The organism is Paracoccus sp. NSM (assembly GCF_052379855.1).
In the GTDB taxonomy this organism is placed as follows: Bacteria; Pseudomonadota; Alphaproteobacteria; order Rhodobacterales; family Rhodobacteraceae; genus Paracoccus.
In genome coordinates this window covers 197,143-213,891 of record NZ_JBQTCG010000005.1, presented here as the reverse complement: position 1 = coordinate 213,891, position 16,749 = coordinate 197,143, and the positions used below count along the sequence as shown (strand labels likewise).

Genomic DNA, 16,749 nt, shown 5'->3' with positions numbered 1-16,749 from the left:
GAGAAGATAACGAAGCCTCATCAAACTAGGGTTTGAGGGGGGCGAATGCAAGGGCGCTTTGCAGATCGCGCAGGAATTCTATTGCCTGGTCGCGTCCTGCGCCACGAGACCCAGCCGGTCCAGCAATTTGCGGGTCGAGGCGTCCGCCAGGGGCGCGATGCGCCGATGGACCAGCGTCCTTTCGCTGAACGCCCACCAGCGGCGGTAATGCGGCAGGAAAGCGGCCCTCATCCGGTGCGTCTTGCCCAGAGGCAGGATTCCGTCCGGTCGGGCGGCGGCCTGGTCGCGGATCAGCTGTTCCTGCGCCGCATCGGGGCGAAAGGCAAAGGGCTTGGGCACATGGCCCGCGAAATGCACGATCGCGGGCTCGGCCTTGATCCGCCCCGCGCCCGGAAAGCCGAAGCGGAAATTGTAGCGGTCATGGGCGGGCGCGAAGGCGCTGCCGAAGGTCAGAGAGAAAAGCCCCTGATCCCCGAAGGACAGGCCCTGCTGCTGCGCCCAGGTCGCGGTCCTGACGTAATGGTCAAGATCGATCCCCTCGTCGCGGAACCTGCGCAGGTTCAGCACCATCGCGCCGCTGTTGATCAGCCCGAGCGAGACGCGGCGGATCACCTCGGGGTCGGTCCCCGCCTCAGAGGCTTCGCGCGCCGGGCCGATCGAGATCGGGGGCTGGGCGCGGGCCAGGAATTCATGGCAGGCCAGAACGTAGCGATCGCCCAGATCGTGGTTCAGGAAGGGGCGCAGATCATCCAGAACCATCGTGTCGAGCGCGTCGAGATAGATCACCCGGTCCAGATCGGCGGGCAGGTATTCATGCGCGACGAACCACAGGAAGCGCTCGCAATCGGGCTTGCCCCCAAGCGTCTTGAGCGCCACGAGCGCCTCGGTCCGCTCGACCCGGATCGGGCGCAGGCGGACATTGGGCAGCTTGTCGCAAAAGCGCGCCATGCGGTTCATGATCGGGTCGGCGACATCCAGGTGGAAGAACCAGAAATTGATCCTCTGCCCCGGATGGGCGTCCGACAGCGACCGGATCAGGATCTGCGTGATCCCCGAATTCTTGCCGCCGCAGGACGTCATGACATCCAGCACCTCGCCCCCGTTGGCGGCGCGGGCAAGCCGGTATCGGGCCACCCGGTCGGCCAAGGCAAGCCGCACCCTCGAGAGCGTTCGTCCGAAGGGAATGCGCGTCATGACTTGCCTGCCTGCTGGTCGGTTCGGTCAGGGCGCCGTTCGGGCAGTCCGCTGACAGGGGGCTGGTGCCGGCTGAGGGATTTGAACCCCCGACCCCCTGATTACAAATCAGACGCTCTACCACTGAGCTAAGCCGGCGCGGTTTCCGCGATAGCGTGCCTGCCGGGTTTCTGCAAGCCAAGGTTGGTGCGCGCCAGCAGGATCACCGCAAGAATGCCCACCATCATCACCAGCAGACCCGCAGGCGCGGCATTGCCCAGATCCTCGAGGCTGGCGCGTTCATGGGTGCGGGTGGCCAGGGTCTCGAAGTTGAAGGGCCGCAGCAGCAGCGTGGCGGGCAATTCCTTGACGCAATCGACAAAGACCAGCAGCAGCGCCGCCCCGACCGAGCCACGCATCAGCGGCAGGAACACGTCGCGCAAGACCCCCGCATGATTGCGGCCAAGCGAGCGCGCCGCCATCGGCAGCGAGGGCGGCACCCGCGTGAAGGCGGCGTCGATCGCGCCCTGCCCGATGGCGAAGAAGCGCACGATATAGGCCAGCACGATGGCCGCGCCGGTGCCGGTGATCAGCAGGCCCGGATCGGTGCCGGTCAGCGACAGGACGGCATCCGCGAAGCGGTGATCCAGCGCCGCCATCGGGATCAGGATGCCCACTGCCAGCACCGCGCCGGGCGCGGCATAGCCCACCGTCGTCACCGGCAGCAGCAGGCGCGGCAGGCGCCGCCCCGACAGTCGCACGCCATAGACCATGACCATGGCCAGCCCCACCGTCAGCAGTGCCGCGACCCCGCCCAGACTGACCGTGTTCCAGGCCGCGCGGGCAAGGCCGGGCGTCACCCAGCCCTGCGGATAGGCCACGGCATAGGTCAGGATCACGCCCACCGGCAGCACGAAGCCCAGAAGGAACGGAAACAGGCAGGCCGCCGTCGCGGCCCATGCCGCCACGCCCCGCAGGCGCTGCGGCGTGATCGGGCGCGGCTGGCGGGCGCTTTGGTGATAGCGGGCGCGGCGGCGGCCAAGACGCTCCCACAGACCCAGGATGATGACGATGGCCAGGATCACGCAAGCGATCTGGGCCGCGCCTCCGGCATTGCGCCGTTCCAGCCAGGTGGTGAAGATGCCGGTGTTCAGGGTCTGCACGCCGAAATAGCTGACCACGCCGTAATCGGCCACGGCCTCCATCATCGCGATGGCCGAACCTGCCACGATGGCCGGGCGCGCGAGCGGCAGGCCCACACGGCGAAAGAGCGCCCAAGGTCCGGTGCCAAGCGCGCGGGCAACCTCGTAGGCGCTGCCCGATTGTTCGTTCAGGGCGGCGCGGGTCAGCAGATAGACATAGGGGTAAAGCGCCGCGCCAAGGACGACGATCGCCGCCTCGATCGAGCGGATGCGGGGGAACCAGTAATCGCGCGCGCTTTCCCAACCGAACCAGCCGCGCAGCGCGGTCTGGACCGGCCCGGAATAATCGAGGAAATCGGCCAGTGCATAGGCGCCGATATAGGCCGGCACCGCCAGGGGCAGCAGCAGCAGCCATTGCAGCCAGCGCCGTCCGGGAAAGTGATACATGCAGACAAGCCACGCGGCCCCCGCCCCCATCGCCGCCGCCAGCGCGCCGGTGCCAAGCGTCAGGATCACCGTATTGGCGAAATAGCGCGGCATCACCGTGGACATCAGCTGCGGCCAGATGTTCCCGGTGGGATTGGCCGCCATCCAGACCACCGCCGCGACCGGGGCGAGGACCAGCGCCGCGATCAGCGCCGAGGCCAGCGACCAGCCGCGGCCACCGCCCTCTCTCAGCCCCTGCTCGCTGCCTTTGGCCGTCCCGGCCCCGATGCTGGATGTCGTCATGCGCCCGTCGTTAACGCAAAGCCGTTTGACTGTCCACGAAGGACGGCTAGATTGCACGGCGCCGCGCCCGGTCGGGCAGCGGGCCAACGACAAGACGGGACAGGACGGCATCATGCAGATCGCCTATCACATCGGGGTGCATTGCACCGACGGTGACCGGATGCTGAAGACCTTGCTGAACAACCGCAACTGGTTGCTGCGCGAGGGGACCGAAGTGATCACGCCGAACCGCCACCGCGCCGTTCTGGACGAGGCGCTCGAGGCGCTGCACGGCGGCACCGCCACGCCCGAGATGGAACAGATCATGCTGGACGCGCTGGTCGAAAGCGACAATCCGTCGCGACTGGTGATGTCCAGCGCCACCTTCATGGGGGCGCCGGGGCGGGTCTGCGGACAGGGCGGGCTTTATCCGCAGATGGGGGCGCGGATCTCGGCACTGCGCAAGCTGTTCCCCTCGGCGGAATGCGAATTCTTCGTGGCGATCCGCAACCCCGCCACGCTGCTGACCGAAGTGCTGCCGCATTTCGCAGGCGGCGGCTACCACGAGCTGGTACAGGGCTGTCGCCCCGAGGAACTGCGCTGGCGCGATCCGCTTCTGTCGCTGCTGCGGGCGGCCTCGGGCTGCCGCGTGGTGATCTGGTGCCACGAGGACGTGCCGCTGATCTGGCCCGAGCTGGTGCGCCTTCTGGGCCATATCCCGCAGGACGTGCCGCTATCGGGGGCGCTGGTCTACATGTACGACCTGCTGGGCGATGCGGGGATCGCGCGCCTGCGCGACGCCGTGGCCGGGCAAGAGAACCTGGACATCACGCGCCGCCGCGACATCTATGCCCGCGTGCTTGAGAAATACGCCCTGCCCGGCATGCTGGATCAGGCGATCGACCTGCCCGGCTGGACGCAAGAGGTCGTGGACGAGGTCACCGACCTCTACCGTGCCGACGCCGCCATGATCGCCGCGCAACCCGGCGTGGAATTCGTGCTGCCCTGACGGCCCGGGCGGACGCCCGTCGGACTAGGGGCGCGCCGCCGGGCGCGCCCTTGCGCGTCACGCCATCCCGAGCGCGCTCTTGTACATTTCCAGGATCGCCTCTTCCTCGGCGATGTCGTCGCGGTGGCGTTTGCGCAGGGCGACGATCTTCTTCATCACCTTGGTGTCGTAGCCGCGGGCCTTGGCCTCGGCCATGACCTCTTTCTGACGCTCGCTGATGTCCTTCTTCTCGGCTTCGAGCTGCTCGAATTGTTCGATGAACTGGCGCAATTCGTCGGCGGCGACGCCGTAAGCCTGATCGTCCTGCATGGCGGTCTTTCCCTTCTCGCGTTTTGCCCGACCTGTTAGGCCGTCTTGCCGCGCGGTGCAATCGCCGCTAGGGCAGGCATCGGAAAACTGCCGGGGAATGCTGTCATGGGCCTTTACGACTGGATCATCTGGGCGGGTGCCGCCCTGACCCTGCTGGGGCTTGTCGGGATCGTCTGGTGTATCCTGACCGTCACCCGCGCCCGCCGCGCCGGGGCCGATGACGAGGCGCTGCGCGCCCGCATGAAGACCGTGCTGGCGGTCAACATGGGGGCGCTGGCGGCATCCTGCATCGGGCTGATGGTCGTTGTCATCGCGATCATGCTCAAGCCCTGACGCGGACTTCGCGGTCTTGACATATTCTCGTTTCGGAATACATCTTCACCGAACCTTTACTGAGGAGCGTGCGGATGGAACCCGACTGGATCATGGGCCTGATCGGCGGATTGATGATCGGAGGCGCTGCGGCGCTGTATCTTCTGGGCAATGGCCGGATCATGGGGGCCAGCGGGCTTCTGGGCGGGCTGATCGACGGCACGGGCCGCGCGAACCGGGCCGAACGCGTGGTCTTTCTGGCGGCGCTGGTGCTGGTGCCGGCGCTGATGGTCGCGGCGGGTCTGGGCGCGGCCTCGGAACCGGTGGCGGGAACGGGGGTGCTGATCCTTGCGGGCCTGCTGGTCGGCTTCGGCACGCGACTGGGCAATGGCTGCACCTCGGGGCACGGGGTCTGCGGCATTTCGCGCCTGTCCTGGCGCGGCATCGCGGCCACGGCGGTCTATCTGGCGACGGGCGTTCTGGCCGTCATCATCGCACGCATGATCGGGTGGGCATGACCATGACACGATTGCTGATCGCCGCGCTTTCGGGCGGATTGTTCGGGGCCGGGCTGCTGGTCTCGGGGATGACGGACCCGGCCAAAGTCCGGGGATGGCTGGACATCTTCGGCGCATGGGACCCGACGCTGGCCTTCGTTCTGGGCGGCGCGGTGGTGCCGATGTTCTTCGTCTGGCGCCTTGCCGCGCGCAAGCCCGCCGCGCTGACCGGCGCGCCGATGCCCGCCCTGCCGCCGCAAAAGCTGGACGGCCGCCTGATCGCGGGCGCGGCCCTGTTCGGGCTTGGCTGGGGTCTGGCGGGTCTCTGCCCCGGCCCGGCCATCGCCTCGCTGGCGACCGGAGGGACGCCCGCGCTGACCTTCATGGCGGCGATGGTCGCGGGGATGGCTTTGTTCGGCCTGTGGAACAACCGCCAGCCGCGCGCGGCGCTGGCATGAGGCTGCTGCTGCAGCGCGTGACCGAGGCCTCGGTCTCGGTCGAGGGGCAGTTGGTCGGCCGGACCGGCCCCGGCCTTCTGGCGCTGGTCTGCGCGATGCAGGGCGATGACGAGGCCGTGGCCGAACGCATGGCCGCCCGCATGGCGAAACTGCGGATCTTCCGCGACGAGGCCGGGCGGATGAACCGCGCGATCACCGATATCGGCGGCGGCGTACTGGCGGTCAGCCAGTTCACGCTGGCCGCCGATACGCGCAGCGGCAACCGGCCCGGCTTTTCCTCGGCCGCCGCCCCCGAGGATGGCCGCCGCCTCTATGAGCATTTCGTCACCGCCCTGCGCCAGCTGGGCCTGCCGGTCGAGACCGGCATCTTCGGCGCCGAGATGCAGGTGTCGCTGATCAATGACGGGCCGGTGACGATCTGGCTGGACAGCGCCGAGCGCGCTTGACTTTCGCGCCGTTCTGCACCATCTGCAACCTGTCGCCCCCTGCTGCCGCGTGAGCAGCCACAGCCGGCCCCTTCGGCCTACCTGTCCCGGGCGCGACACCCATCCGTTTCCCATTCACGCGGGGAGGCAGCGGGCATACTCGTATTTCGCCCGCACCCCTGCAATAGGCCGCACCTGATGCGCGGCCCCTGCCTCGTGCGCCCGATACGGGGGGCGGCGGGGATGAAAGACGATCATGGAACAGAAGACCAATACCCGCCGCCGCCATCCGCGCGGCCCCAATGCCGCCCCCACCGCCCATGGCGGCCGCCGCGCCGTGCCGAATGTGCAATCGCCCGCACTGGCCGCGAACGAGGGGCGCCGCGCCCCCGCCCGTGACCCGCTGCCCACCGGTCCCTTTGCCGATATGGGCATCGACCACCGCATCAACGCCAATATCGCCGCAATGGGCCTGACCCAGCCGACCCCGATCCAGCGCGAGGGCATCCCCGCGGTCGTCGCGGGCCGCGACGTGCTGGGCCTGGCGCAGACCGGCACCGGCAAGACGGCGGCCTTCGGCCTGCCGATGCTGACGCGGCTGATCAAATACGGCAAGAAACCGGACCCGCGCACCTGCCGGGCGCTGATCCTTGCCCCCACCCGCGAACTGGCCACCCAGATCGCCACCAATATCGACGCCTATGCCGAAGGCACCCCGATCCGCAGCTTCCGCGTGGTCGGCGGCGCCTCGATCAACGTCCAGACCGAGCGGATGTCGCGCGGCGTGGATGTGCTGATCGCCACGCCGGGCCGCCTGATGGACCTGATCGAACGCCGCGCGGTCGATCTGTCGGCAACCACCTATCTGGTGCTGGACGAGGCCGACCAGATGCTGGACATCGGCTTCATCCACACGTTGCGCAAGATCGCCAAGATGCTGCCGCGCGAACGCCAGACGCTGCTGTTCTCGGCCACCATGCCCAAGCTGATGGAGGAACTGGCCGACACCTATCTGACCGATCCCGTCCGCGTCGCCGTGAACCCTCCGGGTCAGGCCGCCCGCAAGATCGAGCAGGGCGTCCACTTCACCGGTCAGGGCGACAAGGCGACGCTGCTGGCGGAATACCTGTCCAAGCATACGGGCGAATTGGCGATGGTCTTCGGCCGCACCAAGCATGGCTGCGAAAAGCTGGCCAAGCTGCTGGAGAAATGGGGCTTCCCCGTCGCCGCGATCCACGGCAACAAAAGCCAGGGCCAGCGCGAGCGCGCGCTGGAGGCCTTCCGCAAGGGCGAGACGCAGGTTCTGGTCGCCACCGACGTGGCGGCGCGGGGTCTGGACATTCCCGAGGTGGCGCATGTCTATAACTACGACCTGCCCAACGTCCCCGAGAACTATGTCCACCGCATCGGCCGCACCGCGCGGGCGGGTCGTGACGGCCGCGCCGTCGCCTTCTGCGCGCCCGCCGAGATGGGCGAATTGCGCGCCATCGAAAAGGCGATGAAGGCTGCCATCCCGGTCATCGGCGGCGAGCCCTGGGCCTATGCGGCGGCCCCCGCCGCCAAGGGTCCGCGCCCGCAATCGCGGGGCCGTGCGCCCATGGGCGGCGGCGCGAAACCCTCGCGCAAGCCCGCGGGCGGCGCCAAGCGTCGGGGCTGATCCCCACGCCAACGACACCGGAAAAGCCGCAGGCCCGCCCTGCGGCTTTTCTTCTGCCGCGCGGGGCCTTGAGGCGGCGACGGGGCGCGGCTATCTGGCGTCATGGCCAAGCTCTATTTCCACTATTCCACGATGAACGCGGGCAAGAGCACGATGCTGTTGCAGGCCGCGCATAATTACCGCGAACGCGGAATGGCGGTCCTGCTGTTGTCGGCGGCCTTCGACGACCGGGCGGGCGCGGGGCGCATCGCCAGCCGCATCGGCATCGCGGCAGAGTCGGTGGTCTTTTCCCAGCAGACTGACCTTTTCGACCTGATCGCGCGCACCGGCACGGGCTGCGCCTGCATCTTCGTCGATGAGGCGCAATTCCTGACCCACGAACAGGTCTGGCAACTTGCGCGCGTGGCCGATGATCTGGGCCAGCCGGTGATGTGCTACGGGCTGCGCGTCGATTTCCGGGGCGAGCTGTTCCCCGGCTCGGCCGCACTGCTGGCCCTGGCCGATGACATGCGCGAGGTCCGCACGATCTGTTATTGCGGGCGCAAGGCGACGATGGTCGTGCGGCAGGACGCGGCGGGCCGGGTCATCACCGAGGGCGCGCAGGTGCAGGTCGGCGGGAACGAGACCTATGTCTCGCTCTGCCGCCGCCACTGGCGCGAGGCGGTGGGCCAGCACCAGCCCGATCACAATAGCGCCCCGCAGGGTCTGGCCGCGTTGCGGGATGCCGGGGCATGATGTAACCATCGCGGCAAAGAAGTCAGAGGAACCTACCCCATGCGCGCATTCCTTCTGTGGTTCGCTGCCGCCCTGTCGCTTGCCGCGCCTGCGCGCGCCTTCGACACGACCGCGACCTCGGCCTGGGTCTATGATGTGACCAGCGGCACCGTGCTGATGGAGAAGAATGCCGACGTGGCGATCCCGCCCGCCTCGATGTCCAAGCTGATGACGCTCTACATGCTGTATGAGGCGCTGGAGGATGGCCGCGTGCAGATGGATACGCGCCTGCCGGTGTCCACTCGCGCGCGGCAGATGGGCGGCTCGACCATGTTCCTCAATGAACTGGACCGCCCGACGGTCGAGGAACTGATCAAGGGCATCATCGTGCTGTCGGGCAATGATGCCTGCGTCGTTGTGGCCGAGGGCCTTGCCGGGACCGAGGAAGCCTTTGCCCGCCAGATGACCGAACGCGGCCGCCAGATCGGGCTGACGCATTCGGTCTTCAAGAACTCGACCGGCTGGCCCGCCGAGGGCCACGTCATGTCGGCCGAGGATATGGGCCTTGTCGCGCTGCGGATCATCGAGAAGTTCCCGCAATATTACAGCGATTTCTCCCTGACCGAATTCCGCTTTGACGATCGCGCGCCCGCCAACCGCTACAACCGCAACCCGATCCTGCGTCAGGGCATCGGCGACGGCCTCAAGACCGGCCACACGCAAGAGGCCGGTTACGGTCTGGTGGGCTCGGCCGCGCAGGACGGGCGCCGGATCATCTTCGTCGTCTCGGGCCTGCAAACCGACCGCGCCCGCGCCGAGGAATCCGAGCGGATCGTGAACTGGGCCTTCCGTCAGTTCACCATGCAGACGCTGGTCCCCGCAGGCGAGACCGTGACCGAGGCACCCGTCTGGCTGGGCACCGCCAGCCGCGTCGGCCTGACGACCGAGAACGGCGTCAACGTGCTGATCCCCGCCGGCGCGCAGGATCAGGTCAAGGTCGAGATCGTCTATGACAGCCCCATCCCCGCGCCCATCGCCAAGGGCGACCCCGTGGGCCGTCTGGTCGTCACCATCCCCGGCGCGCGCGAGGCCGTGACGCCCCTGATCGCCACCGCCGACATCCCCGAGGCGGGCTTCATGGGCCGCATCAAGGGCGCCGTGATGCAGTTGGGGCAGCGCGCCATCGCCGCCACCGGCATCTGATGCTGGTCAGCTTCGAGGGCATTGACGGCTGCGGCAAGTCCACGCAGGCCCGCCTGCTGGCCGAGGCCCTGCGCGCCGAGGGCCGCGAGGTCGTGCTGACGCGCGAGCCCGGCGGCAGCCCCGGCGCCGAAGAGATCCGCCGCCTTCTGGTCGAGGGTGCGGGCGAACGCTGGTCGCCGGAAACGGAATGCCTGCTTTTCACCGCCGCCCGCCGCGATCACCTTGAACGCACGATCCGCCCCGCGCTGGACAGGGGCGCGACCGTCATCACCGACCGCTTCGCCGACAGCACCCGCGTCTATCAGGGCGCCGCGCGCGGCGATCTGCGCGCGATGGTGGACCGGCTGCACGCGCTGATGATCGGGCTTGAACCCGACCGCAGCTTTGTCATCGACATCGACCCGGCCACCGGCCTTGCGCGCGGCAATGCGCGCGGCGGCACCGAGGACCGGTTCGAAAGCCTCGGCCTCGCCTTTCAGGAACGCCTGGCGCAGGGCTTCCGCGCGCTGGCCGCCGAATATCCCGGCCGCGTTCGCCTGATCGACGGCAGCGGCACACCGGGCGATGTCGCCGCCCGCGTCCGGGCCGCGCTGTGAAGACCGCGCCCGAGGATATCCCCGAAGCCGATCGCGTGCCCGGCGCCCCCCATCCGCGCGAGGCGCGCCGCGTGCTGGGCCATGACGCGGCCTTGAGCGATTTCGTCTCGGCGGCGCGGGGCGGGCGGCTGCACCATGCCTGGCTGCTGACCGGTCCGCGCGGGGTCGGAAAGGCGACGTTGGCCTGGTCCATCGCCAAATGGGTCCTGTCGGGAATGGCGTCGGACGATCTGAGCGCGGACCCCGACACCCCCGAGACACGCCGCATCATGGCCATGTCCGAACCCCGACTGGCGCTGATCCGGCGCCCCTGGGACGACAAGGCCGGGCGCCTTTCGGCGCAGATCACCGTGGACGAGATCCGCCGCCTTCTGTCCTTCTTTCACATGAGCGCGGCCGAGGGCGGCTATCGCGTGGCGATCATCGACGCCGCCGACGACATGAACATCGCCGCCGCCAATGCCCTGCTGAAAGTGCTGGAGGAACCGCCCGCGCAGACGCTGATCCTTCTGGTGGCGCATCAGCCTGCGGGTCTCTTGCCGACGATCCGCTCGCGTTGCCGGACGCTGCGCCTGTCGCCTCTGGCGCCTCGACAGATGGGCGAAATCCTGTCGGATCTGGGGCTGCACGAGGATGCCGAACCGCTGGCCGCGCTGTCCGACGGCTCGGTCGGCGAGGCCTTGCGACTGGCCGGGCAGGATGGGCTGGACCGCTATCAGGCGCTGGTCGATCTGTTCGCGACCCTGCCCCGGCTGGATCGGCTGGCGGCGGCGGAATGGGCCAATGCGGCGGCGGGCCGGGCGGGCGCGGATGGCGATCCGTTCGATCTGGCGATCACGCTGCTGGACCGCTTTCTGGCGCGGCTGGCGCGGGCCGGGCTGATGGGCGCGCCGCTGGATCAGGCCGCGCGGGGCGAGGCCGCGCTGATGGCGCGGCTGTCGCCCGACGATCTGTCGGCCCGCCATTGGGCCGAGGCGCAGGCGCGTCTGTCGGCACGCGCCCGCGCCGGGCGGGCGGTCAATATTGACCCTGCCGCGCTGGTGATGGATATGGTGCTGGAACTGGCGCAATCGCCCCCCGCGCGCGCCGCGACAGCCTGACCGAAGGAAACCGGATGCGTGACGCAGCGCCCCCTGCCCTCGTGGACAGCCATTGCCATCTGGATTTCCCGGATTTCGATGGCGAACACGCGGCGCTGATCGAACGCGCCCGCGCGGCGGGCGTCACGCGCATGGTCACGATCTGCACCCGCCTGCGCAACGAACCCGCGATCCGCGCCCTGGCCGAGACGCATGAGGGCGTCTTTTACGCCGCAGGCACCCACCCGATGAGCGTGGCTGACGAGCCCATGGCCTCGGTCGATCAGCTTGTGGCGCTGGCCGCGCATCCGAAATTCGTGGGCATCGGGGAAACCGGGCTCGACTACCACTACACCGCCGAAAGCGCGGCGCTTCAGCAGGAAAGCCTGCGCACCCATATCGAGGCCGCGCGCCGCACCGGCCTGCCGCTGATCATCCATGCCCGCGATGCCGATGACGACATGGCCCGCATCCTGACCGAGGAACACCGCGCGGGCGCCTATGGCTGCGTGATGCATTGCTTCAGCTCATCCGCCGCCCTGGCGCGCGCGGCGCTGGATCTGGGCTTTTATCTGTCAATGTCGGGGATCGCGGCCTTTCCCCGGTCCTCTGACCTGCGCGAGATCTTCGCCGCAGCCCCCCTCGACCGCATCCTGATCGAGACCGACAGCCCCTATCTGGCGCCTCCGCCCCATCGCGGGCGGCGCAACGAACCCGCCTATGTCGCCCATACCGCGCGCGTGGGGGCCGAGTTGTTCGGGCTGGACCTTGCCGATTTCGCCGCCGCCAGCAGCGCGAATTTCGACCGCCTGTTCACCAAGGCCGCCGCATGACCGGCGATCTGCGCGTCACGATCCTGGGCTGCGGATCGTCGGGCGGCGTGCCGCGCCTTGGCAACCGTTGGGGCGTCTGCGACCCGGCCGAGCCGCGCAACCGGCGGCGCCGCTGCTCGATCCTGGTCGAACGCGACGGCGCGCAGGGCACGACCCGGGTGCTGATCGACAGCGGCCCCGATCTGGTGCCGCAGCTTCTGGATGCCGGGGTCGAGATGCTGGATGCGGTGGTCTATACCCATGCCCATGCCGACCATATCCACGGCATCGACGACCTGCGCCAGCTGGTCTACAACGCCCGCCGCATCCTGCCCGCCTGGGCCGATCACCAGACCGCCGAGGCGCTGCTGACCCGCTTTGGCTATGTGTTCGAAACCCCCGAGGGCAGCGAATACCCCCCCATCTGCACGCTGAACCCGATCGAGGGTCGCGTGACCATCGACGGCCCCGGCGGACCCGTGGGGCTGATCCCCTTCCGCGTCCAGCATGGCCGCACGACGGCGCTTGGCTTCCGCATCGGCGGGCTGGTCTATCTGCCCGATGTCTCGGCCATTCCCGACGCGGCCTGGCCCCTGATCGAGGGGGCCGAGACCTTCGTCATCGACGCGCTGCGCCCCGAACCCCATCCCAGCCACGCCCATCTGGCGCTGGCGCTGGACTGGATCACCCGCGCGGGCAGCCCGCGCGCGGTGCTGACGAACATGCATCTCGACATGGATTACGCGACCGTCGCGCGCGAGACGCCCGATCACGTGGTCCCGGCCCATGACATGATGCAGCTTGAGGCGACAGCCGCCCTGCCCGATCTGCCCGCCGCGCTGTGAGCGCGCTCTTCACGATCATCCTGCCGGTCTTTCTGGTCGTGGGCTTCGGCTATCTGGCCGCCTGGCGGGGCTGGTTCGGGGCCTCGACGGTCGATGGCGTCATGGCCTTCGCGCAGAATTTCGCGGTGCCGGCGCTGCTGTTCGCGTCCATCGCGCGGCTGGATCTGGGGTTCGAATTCCGCCCCGCCCTGCTGATCCCCTTCTATCTGGGGGCCTTCGCCAGCTTTGCGGCGGGCTGGGCGGGGGCGCGGTATCTGTTCTCGCGCCCGCCGATGGATTGCGTGGCGATCGGCTTTGTCTGCCTGTTCTCGAACACGCTGCTTCTGGGCGTGCCGATCACCGAACGCGCCTATGGCCCCGAGGCGCTGGCCGGGAACTGGGCGATCATCGCGCTGCATTCACCGCTGCTTTACACCTTCGGCATCACGGTGATGGAGTTCACCCGCGCGCGCGGATCGGGCCTGTCGGTCGGGCGCGTGGCGCTGAAGGCGCTGGCGGGGGTGCTGCGGACATCGCTGGTGATCGGGATTCTGGCCGGGTTCAGCATGAACCTGCTGATGCAGGCGGGGCTGGTCATGCCGCAGGGCTTCTGGGATGCGGTGGACATGCTGGCCCGCGCGGCCCTGCCCGCCGCCCTGTTCGGGCTGGGCGGCATCCTCTACCGATACCGGCCCGAAGGCGACATGGCGACCATCGCCATGTGCTGCGCCATCGCGCTGGTCCTGCATCCGGCGATCACCTATGGCGCGGCGCGGCTGGCGGGGCTGGATATGGCGGGGCTGCGTTCGGCGGTGCTGACCGCCTCGATGGCGCCGGGGGTCAATGCCTACCTTTTCGCCAATATCTACGGCTCGGCCCGCCGGGTCGCCGCGTCCAGCGTGCTGATGGCGACGGCCCTGTCGATCCTGACCGTCTGGGTCTGGCTGATGATCCTGCCCTGAACGGGGCTCAGATCGGCACGCCAAGCGCGCCCAGAGGTTCCTCGAGCGCGGTCTCCTCATAGCCGAAATGCGACCGGATCGCGCGGTCCAGCACCGCAAAACGCTGCGCGCAATCCTCGAACGCATCGGCCGAGGGCGCATCGCGCAGGGCGCGCGCGGCATCGTGCAGGTCCTCGATCAGGCGGTGGATCACCTCATGCTCGGCGCGCAGTCGCGCGATGACCGGCGCCAGAGGCGCGCCGCCGCGTTCGGCCAGCGCGGGGAACATCCAGCTTTCCTCGATATCGTGGTGGTTCTGCAACAGCGCGCAGTCGCGCCCACAGGCCGTGCCGAACAGGCGGAAATTGCGCGTCATCTGCATTCCGCACACGGCCTGAACCAGCGCGCCCGGCGCGGCCATCTCGGCCCGGATCGCGGCCAGGAGGCCCGCCACGCCGTCCAGTTCGGCCCGATACATGTCGTGGATAGCGGCCAGCCGGCGGCCATGCGCGCGCTCGGCCCTTGTTATGGATGGATAACGCGGCGGCGCGGGGCGCGCCTCTGCGTCATCCAGATCCTCGGGCGTCATTGCGGGGACAGGCCCCGGATGCGTTCCGATCGGCGGCGCAGCAATTCCACCGTGGTCAGCAGCGCGATCGAGAAGATCACCAGCAGCGTGGCCACGGCAAGGATGGCCGGGCTGATCTGCTCGCGTATGCCGTTCCACATCTGGCGCGGGATCGTCTGCTGCTCGGGTGCGGCGATGAACAAGACCGCCACGACCTCGTCAAACGAGGTGACAAAGGCGAACAGCGCCCCCGCGATCACGCCCGGCAGGATCAGCGGCATCGTCACCCGGAAGAACGTCACCCGCGGGCTGGCCCCAAGCGAGGCCGCCGCCCGGTTCAGCGACTGGTCGAACCCGACCAGCGTCGCCGTCACCGTGATGATGACGAACGGGATGCCAAGCGTCGCATGGGCCAGGATGACGCCCAGATAGGTGCCCGCCAGCCGCCCGCATTGCGGCTCAAGCCCGATCAGGGTCAACAGCTCGCAGGGGTTCGAGTAGAAGAAGAACATCCCCGTCGCGGTGATGATCAGCGGCACGATCATGGGCGATATCAGGATCGCCATGATCGCCCGCCGATAGGGCATTTCGGGGCGAGACAGGCCAAGGGCGGCCAGCGTGCCCAGAACGGTGGCGACCAGCGTGGCAAAGAAGCCGATGATGACCGAGTTCTTCGCCGCCTTGATCCAGTGCGCGTTGTTCCAGGCATCCGACCAGAAGGCCCAGCCCTCGGACTCGGGGTTGTCCATGCCGAAGGTCAGAAGGCTCTGATACCAGCGCAGGCTGAACCCCTCGGGGTCAAGCGAGCGCATGGCCGGGGTGAAGGTAAAGAACGGCTCGGCGTTGAAGGACAACGGGATGATCACCACGATCGGCGCGATCAGGAAGAAGAAGATCAGCCCGCAGATCACCAGATAGAGGTAATGCCAAGCCCGCTCCAGCGGCGAGGCGTAGGAAGGAAGCGCCATGGTTTACCCCAGTTTCAGGTTGTCGATGCCCACCAGCCGGTCATAGAGCCAGTAGAGGACCAGGACCGAGGCCAAGAGCAGCGCGGCCAGCGCCGCCGCCATCGACCAGTTCAGCGTCGAGGTCATGTGCATCGCGATCATGTTGGAAATCAGCTGCCCCGACGATCCGCCGACCAGCGCGGGCGTGATGTAGTAGCCCACCGCCAGGATGAAGACCAGAAGCGCCCCCGCCCCCAGCCCCGGCAGCGTCTGCGGGAAATAGATCCGGCGGAAGGCCGTCCAGCTGGTCGCGCCAAGCGATTTCGCCGCCCGGACATAGGACGGGTTGATCGTCCGCATCACCGAATAGAGCGGCAGCACCATGAAGGGCAGCAGGATATGGGTCATGGCGATGATCGTGCCGGTCTGGTTGTAGATCATCTGCAACCGCTGGTCATTGCCGATCACGCCCAGCCAGACCAGGACGTCGTTCACCACCCCCTGTTGTTGCAGCAGCACCATCCAGCTTGTCGTCCGCACCAGAAGCGAGGTCCAGAAAGGCAGCAGCACAAGGATCATCAGCAGGTTCGATTTCCGCATCGGCAGCGTGGCCAGAAGATGCGCGATCGGAAAGCCCAGCAGGAATGTCAGGCCGGTGATCACCAGCGACAGCCAGAAGGTGCGCGTGAACAGCATCACATAGACCTGCTGGCGTTCCTCGACCTGCTGGATGCGGCCATCCTCGTCGCGGGTGCGGTCAACGGCGGCAAGGTAGAAATTCGCGGTGTAGGGCTGGGATGCCTCGCGCATCACGGACCAGAGCATCGGGTTGTCCCAGCCCTCGTTGATCTCAAGCAGCGCCTCGCGATAGGGCGGTTCCAGCCCGCCGCGCAGCGAACGCCCGGTCGAGGTGAACAGCGACCGCGCCCCCGACAGGTCGTAATTGATCCGCGTGCCGATCATGCCGATCGTGCGGGCCTCGGCGGCGGCTTTCAGGTCGGTGGCCAGGGCGGCCCATGCGGCCTCGTCGGGATCGGTTCCGCGCTCGGTCGAGGCGAACCAGGCCGAGACCTCGGGCATGTTGCGCGAAAAGCCGTCATTGTAGAACGACCGTTGCAGCATCTGCCCGATCGGGATCACGAAGGTGAGGAGAATGAAGGCCAGCAGCGGCAGGACCAGCAGAAAGGCCCGACGGCGGGCGCGGCGCTGGCTGCGGGCCAGCGCGCGGGCCAGCGGCTTGCCATCGGCGGTGGTCAGCCGGGCCTCGCCCTCCGAGGTGGTGGCGTCATGCGGATCTAGGGCGATATTCGCCATGGCTGTTCCCGATTGTCGTGGTCCGGTCGTGGTGAAAAGCCGCGCCCGGCAAGGGCGCGGC

The 16,749-nt window shown here is 68.3% G+C and carries 19 protein-coding genes and 1 tRNA gene; 13 read left to right on the top strand and 7 right to left on the bottom strand.

Features of this window, described 5'->3' with window-relative positions; translation table 11 throughout:
- Positions 1 to 78 precede the first annotated feature (78 nt).
- The 3 genes from ACTZWU_RS10735 to ACTZWU_RS10725 all read right to left on the bottom strand — a co-directional run bounded on the left by ACTZWU_RS10735 (position 79) and on the right by ACTZWU_RS10725 (position 3,044).
- On the bottom strand, positions 79 to 1,194 hold the full coding sequence (locus ACTZWU_RS10735; RefSeq protein ID WP_444737344.1) for a glycosyltransferase family 8 protein: 1,116 nt from the start codon (positions 1,192 to 1,194) through the stop codon (positions 79 to 81).
- A 63-nt stretch (positions 1,195 to 1,257) separates the two neighbouring features.
- A tRNA-Thr gene (locus ACTZWU_RS10730) sits at positions 1,258 to 1,332 on the bottom strand.
- A complete protein-coding gene (locus ACTZWU_RS10725; RefSeq protein ID WP_444737343.1) occupies positions 1,323 to 3,044 on the bottom strand; it encodes an ABC transporter permease in 1,722 nt (573 codons plus the stop codon). Before ACTZWU_RS10725 ends, ACTZWU_RS10730 begins: the two co-directional genes overlap by 10 nt.
- Before the next feature lie 112 nt (positions 3,045 to 3,156).
- Here ACTZWU_RS10725 and ACTZWU_RS10720 point away from each other — a divergent pair, with 112 nt between their 5' ends.
- Entirely contained in the window at positions 3,157 to 4,032 is an 876-nt protein-coding gene (locus tag ACTZWU_RS10720) for a hypothetical protein (RefSeq protein ID WP_444737342.1), read from the top strand.
- Between the two features lie 57 nt (positions 4,033 to 4,089).
- On the opposite strand, the gene ACTZWU_RS10715 is transcribed toward ACTZWU_RS10720, so the two are convergent.
- Positions 4,090 to 4,341, bottom strand: a complete 252-nt coding sequence (locus ACTZWU_RS10715) for a DUF2312 domain-containing protein (RefSeq protein ID WP_022706819.1) — start codon at positions 4,339 to 4,341, stop codon at positions 4,090 to 4,092.
- A gap of 105 nt (positions 4,342 to 4,446) precedes the next feature.
- Here ACTZWU_RS10715 and ACTZWU_RS10710 point away from each other — a divergent pair, with 105 nt between their 5' ends.
- The 12 genes from ACTZWU_RS10710 (at position 4,447) to ACTZWU_RS10655 (ending at position 13,880) form a co-directional block, all read left to right on the top strand.
- Positions 4,447 to 4,674, top strand: coding sequence for a hypothetical protein (locus ACTZWU_RS10710; RefSeq protein ID WP_444737341.1), 228 nt, complete (start codon positions 4,447 to 4,449; stop codon positions 4,672 to 4,674).
- 74 nt (positions 4,675 to 4,748) lie between these two features.
- Positions 4,749 to 5,171 (top strand): YeeE/YedE family protein, encoded by a 423-nt coding sequence (locus ACTZWU_RS10705; protein WP_444737340.1) that lies wholly within the window; start codon positions 4,749 to 4,751, stop codon positions 5,169 to 5,171.
- A gap of 2 nt (positions 5,172 to 5,173) precedes the next feature.
- Positions 5,174 to 5,608, top strand: coding sequence for a DUF6691 family protein (locus ACTZWU_RS10700; protein ID WP_444737368.1), 435 nt, complete (start codon positions 5,174 to 5,176; stop codon positions 5,606 to 5,608).
- Entirely contained in the window at positions 5,605 to 6,054 is a 450-nt protein-coding gene (gene dtd, locus ACTZWU_RS10695; protein ID WP_444737339.1) for a D-aminoacyl-tRNA deacylase, read from the top strand. Before ACTZWU_RS10700 ends, dtd begins: the two co-directional genes overlap by 4 nt.
- Before the next feature lie 235 nt (positions 6,055 to 6,289).
- Positions 6,290 to 7,690, top strand: a complete 1,401-nt coding sequence (locus ACTZWU_RS10690; RefSeq protein WP_444737338.1) for a DEAD/DEAH box helicase — start codon at positions 6,290 to 6,292, stop codon at positions 7,688 to 7,690.
- A gap of 102 nt (positions 7,691 to 7,792) precedes the next feature.
- Positions 7,793 to 8,425, top strand: a complete 633-nt coding sequence (locus ACTZWU_RS10685; protein WP_444737337.1) for a thymidine kinase — start codon at positions 7,793 to 7,795, stop codon at positions 8,423 to 8,425.
- Between the two features lie 39 nt (positions 8,426 to 8,464).
- A complete protein-coding gene (locus ACTZWU_RS10680; RefSeq protein WP_444737336.1) occupies positions 8,465 to 9,607 on the top strand; it encodes a D-alanyl-D-alanine carboxypeptidase family protein in 1,143 nt (380 codons plus the stop codon).
- Positions 9,607 to 10,203 carry a dTMP kinase gene (gene tmk / locus ACTZWU_RS10675; protein WP_444737335.1) on the top strand — a complete coding sequence of 199 codons (597 nt, stop codon included), beginning with the start codon at positions 9,607 to 9,609 and terminating at the stop codon, positions 10,201 to 10,203. The genes ACTZWU_RS10680 and tmk overlap by 1 nt, the downstream gene beginning before the upstream one ends.
- The gene (locus tag ACTZWU_RS10670; protein WP_444737334.1) at positions 10,200 to 11,303 is read left to right on the top strand and encodes a DNA polymerase III subunit delta'; all 1,104 of its coding nucleotides are present in this window, start codon (positions 10,200 to 10,202) and stop codon (positions 11,301 to 11,303) included. The genes tmk and ACTZWU_RS10670 overlap by 4 nt, the downstream gene beginning before the upstream one ends.
- Positions 11,304 to 11,317: 14 nt before the next feature.
- Positions 11,318 to 12,115 carry a TatD family hydrolase gene (locus ACTZWU_RS10665; protein ID WP_444737333.1) on the top strand — a complete coding sequence of 266 codons (798 nt, stop codon included), beginning with the start codon at positions 11,318 to 11,320 and terminating at the stop codon, positions 12,113 to 12,115.
- Positions 12,112 to 12,939, top strand: a complete 828-nt coding sequence (locus tag ACTZWU_RS10660) for an MBL fold metallo-hydrolase (protein WP_444737332.1) — start codon at positions 12,112 to 12,114, stop codon at positions 12,937 to 12,939. The genes ACTZWU_RS10665 and ACTZWU_RS10660 overlap by 4 nt, the downstream gene beginning before the upstream one ends.
- Complete coding sequence (locus tag ACTZWU_RS10655) at positions 12,936 to 13,880, top strand: AEC family transporter (RefSeq protein ID WP_444737331.1); 945 nt, start codon at positions 12,936 to 12,938, stop codon at positions 13,878 to 13,880. The genes ACTZWU_RS10660 and ACTZWU_RS10655 overlap by 4 nt, the downstream gene beginning before the upstream one ends.
- Positions 13,881 to 13,887: 7 nt before the next feature.
- Here the strand turns inward: ACTZWU_RS10655 and ACTZWU_RS10650 are convergent, their stop codons facing one another.
- From ACTZWU_RS10650 to ACTZWU_RS10640, 3 genes are read right to left on the bottom strand one after another with little or no spacing between them, the layout of a single operon-like run.
- Positions 13,888 to 14,448: a hemerythrin domain-containing protein gene (locus tag ACTZWU_RS10650; RefSeq protein WP_444737330.1), complete on the bottom strand. Its 561-nt coding sequence runs from the start codon at positions 14,446 to 14,448 to the stop codon at positions 13,888 to 13,890.
- Positions 14,445 to 15,395 carry an ABC transporter permease gene (locus ACTZWU_RS10645; RefSeq protein WP_444737329.1) on the bottom strand — a complete coding sequence of 317 codons (951 nt, stop codon included), beginning with the start codon at positions 15,393 to 15,395 and terminating at the stop codon, positions 14,445 to 14,447. The genes ACTZWU_RS10650 and ACTZWU_RS10645 overlap by 4 nt, the downstream gene beginning before the upstream one ends.
- Before the next feature lie 3 nt (positions 15,396 to 15,398).
- The gene (locus tag ACTZWU_RS10640; protein WP_444737328.1) at positions 15,399 to 16,688 is read right to left on the bottom strand and encodes an ABC transporter permease; all 1,290 of its coding nucleotides are present in this window, start codon (positions 16,686 to 16,688) and stop codon (positions 15,399 to 15,401) included.
- Positions 16,689 to 16,749: the final 61 nt, after the last annotated feature.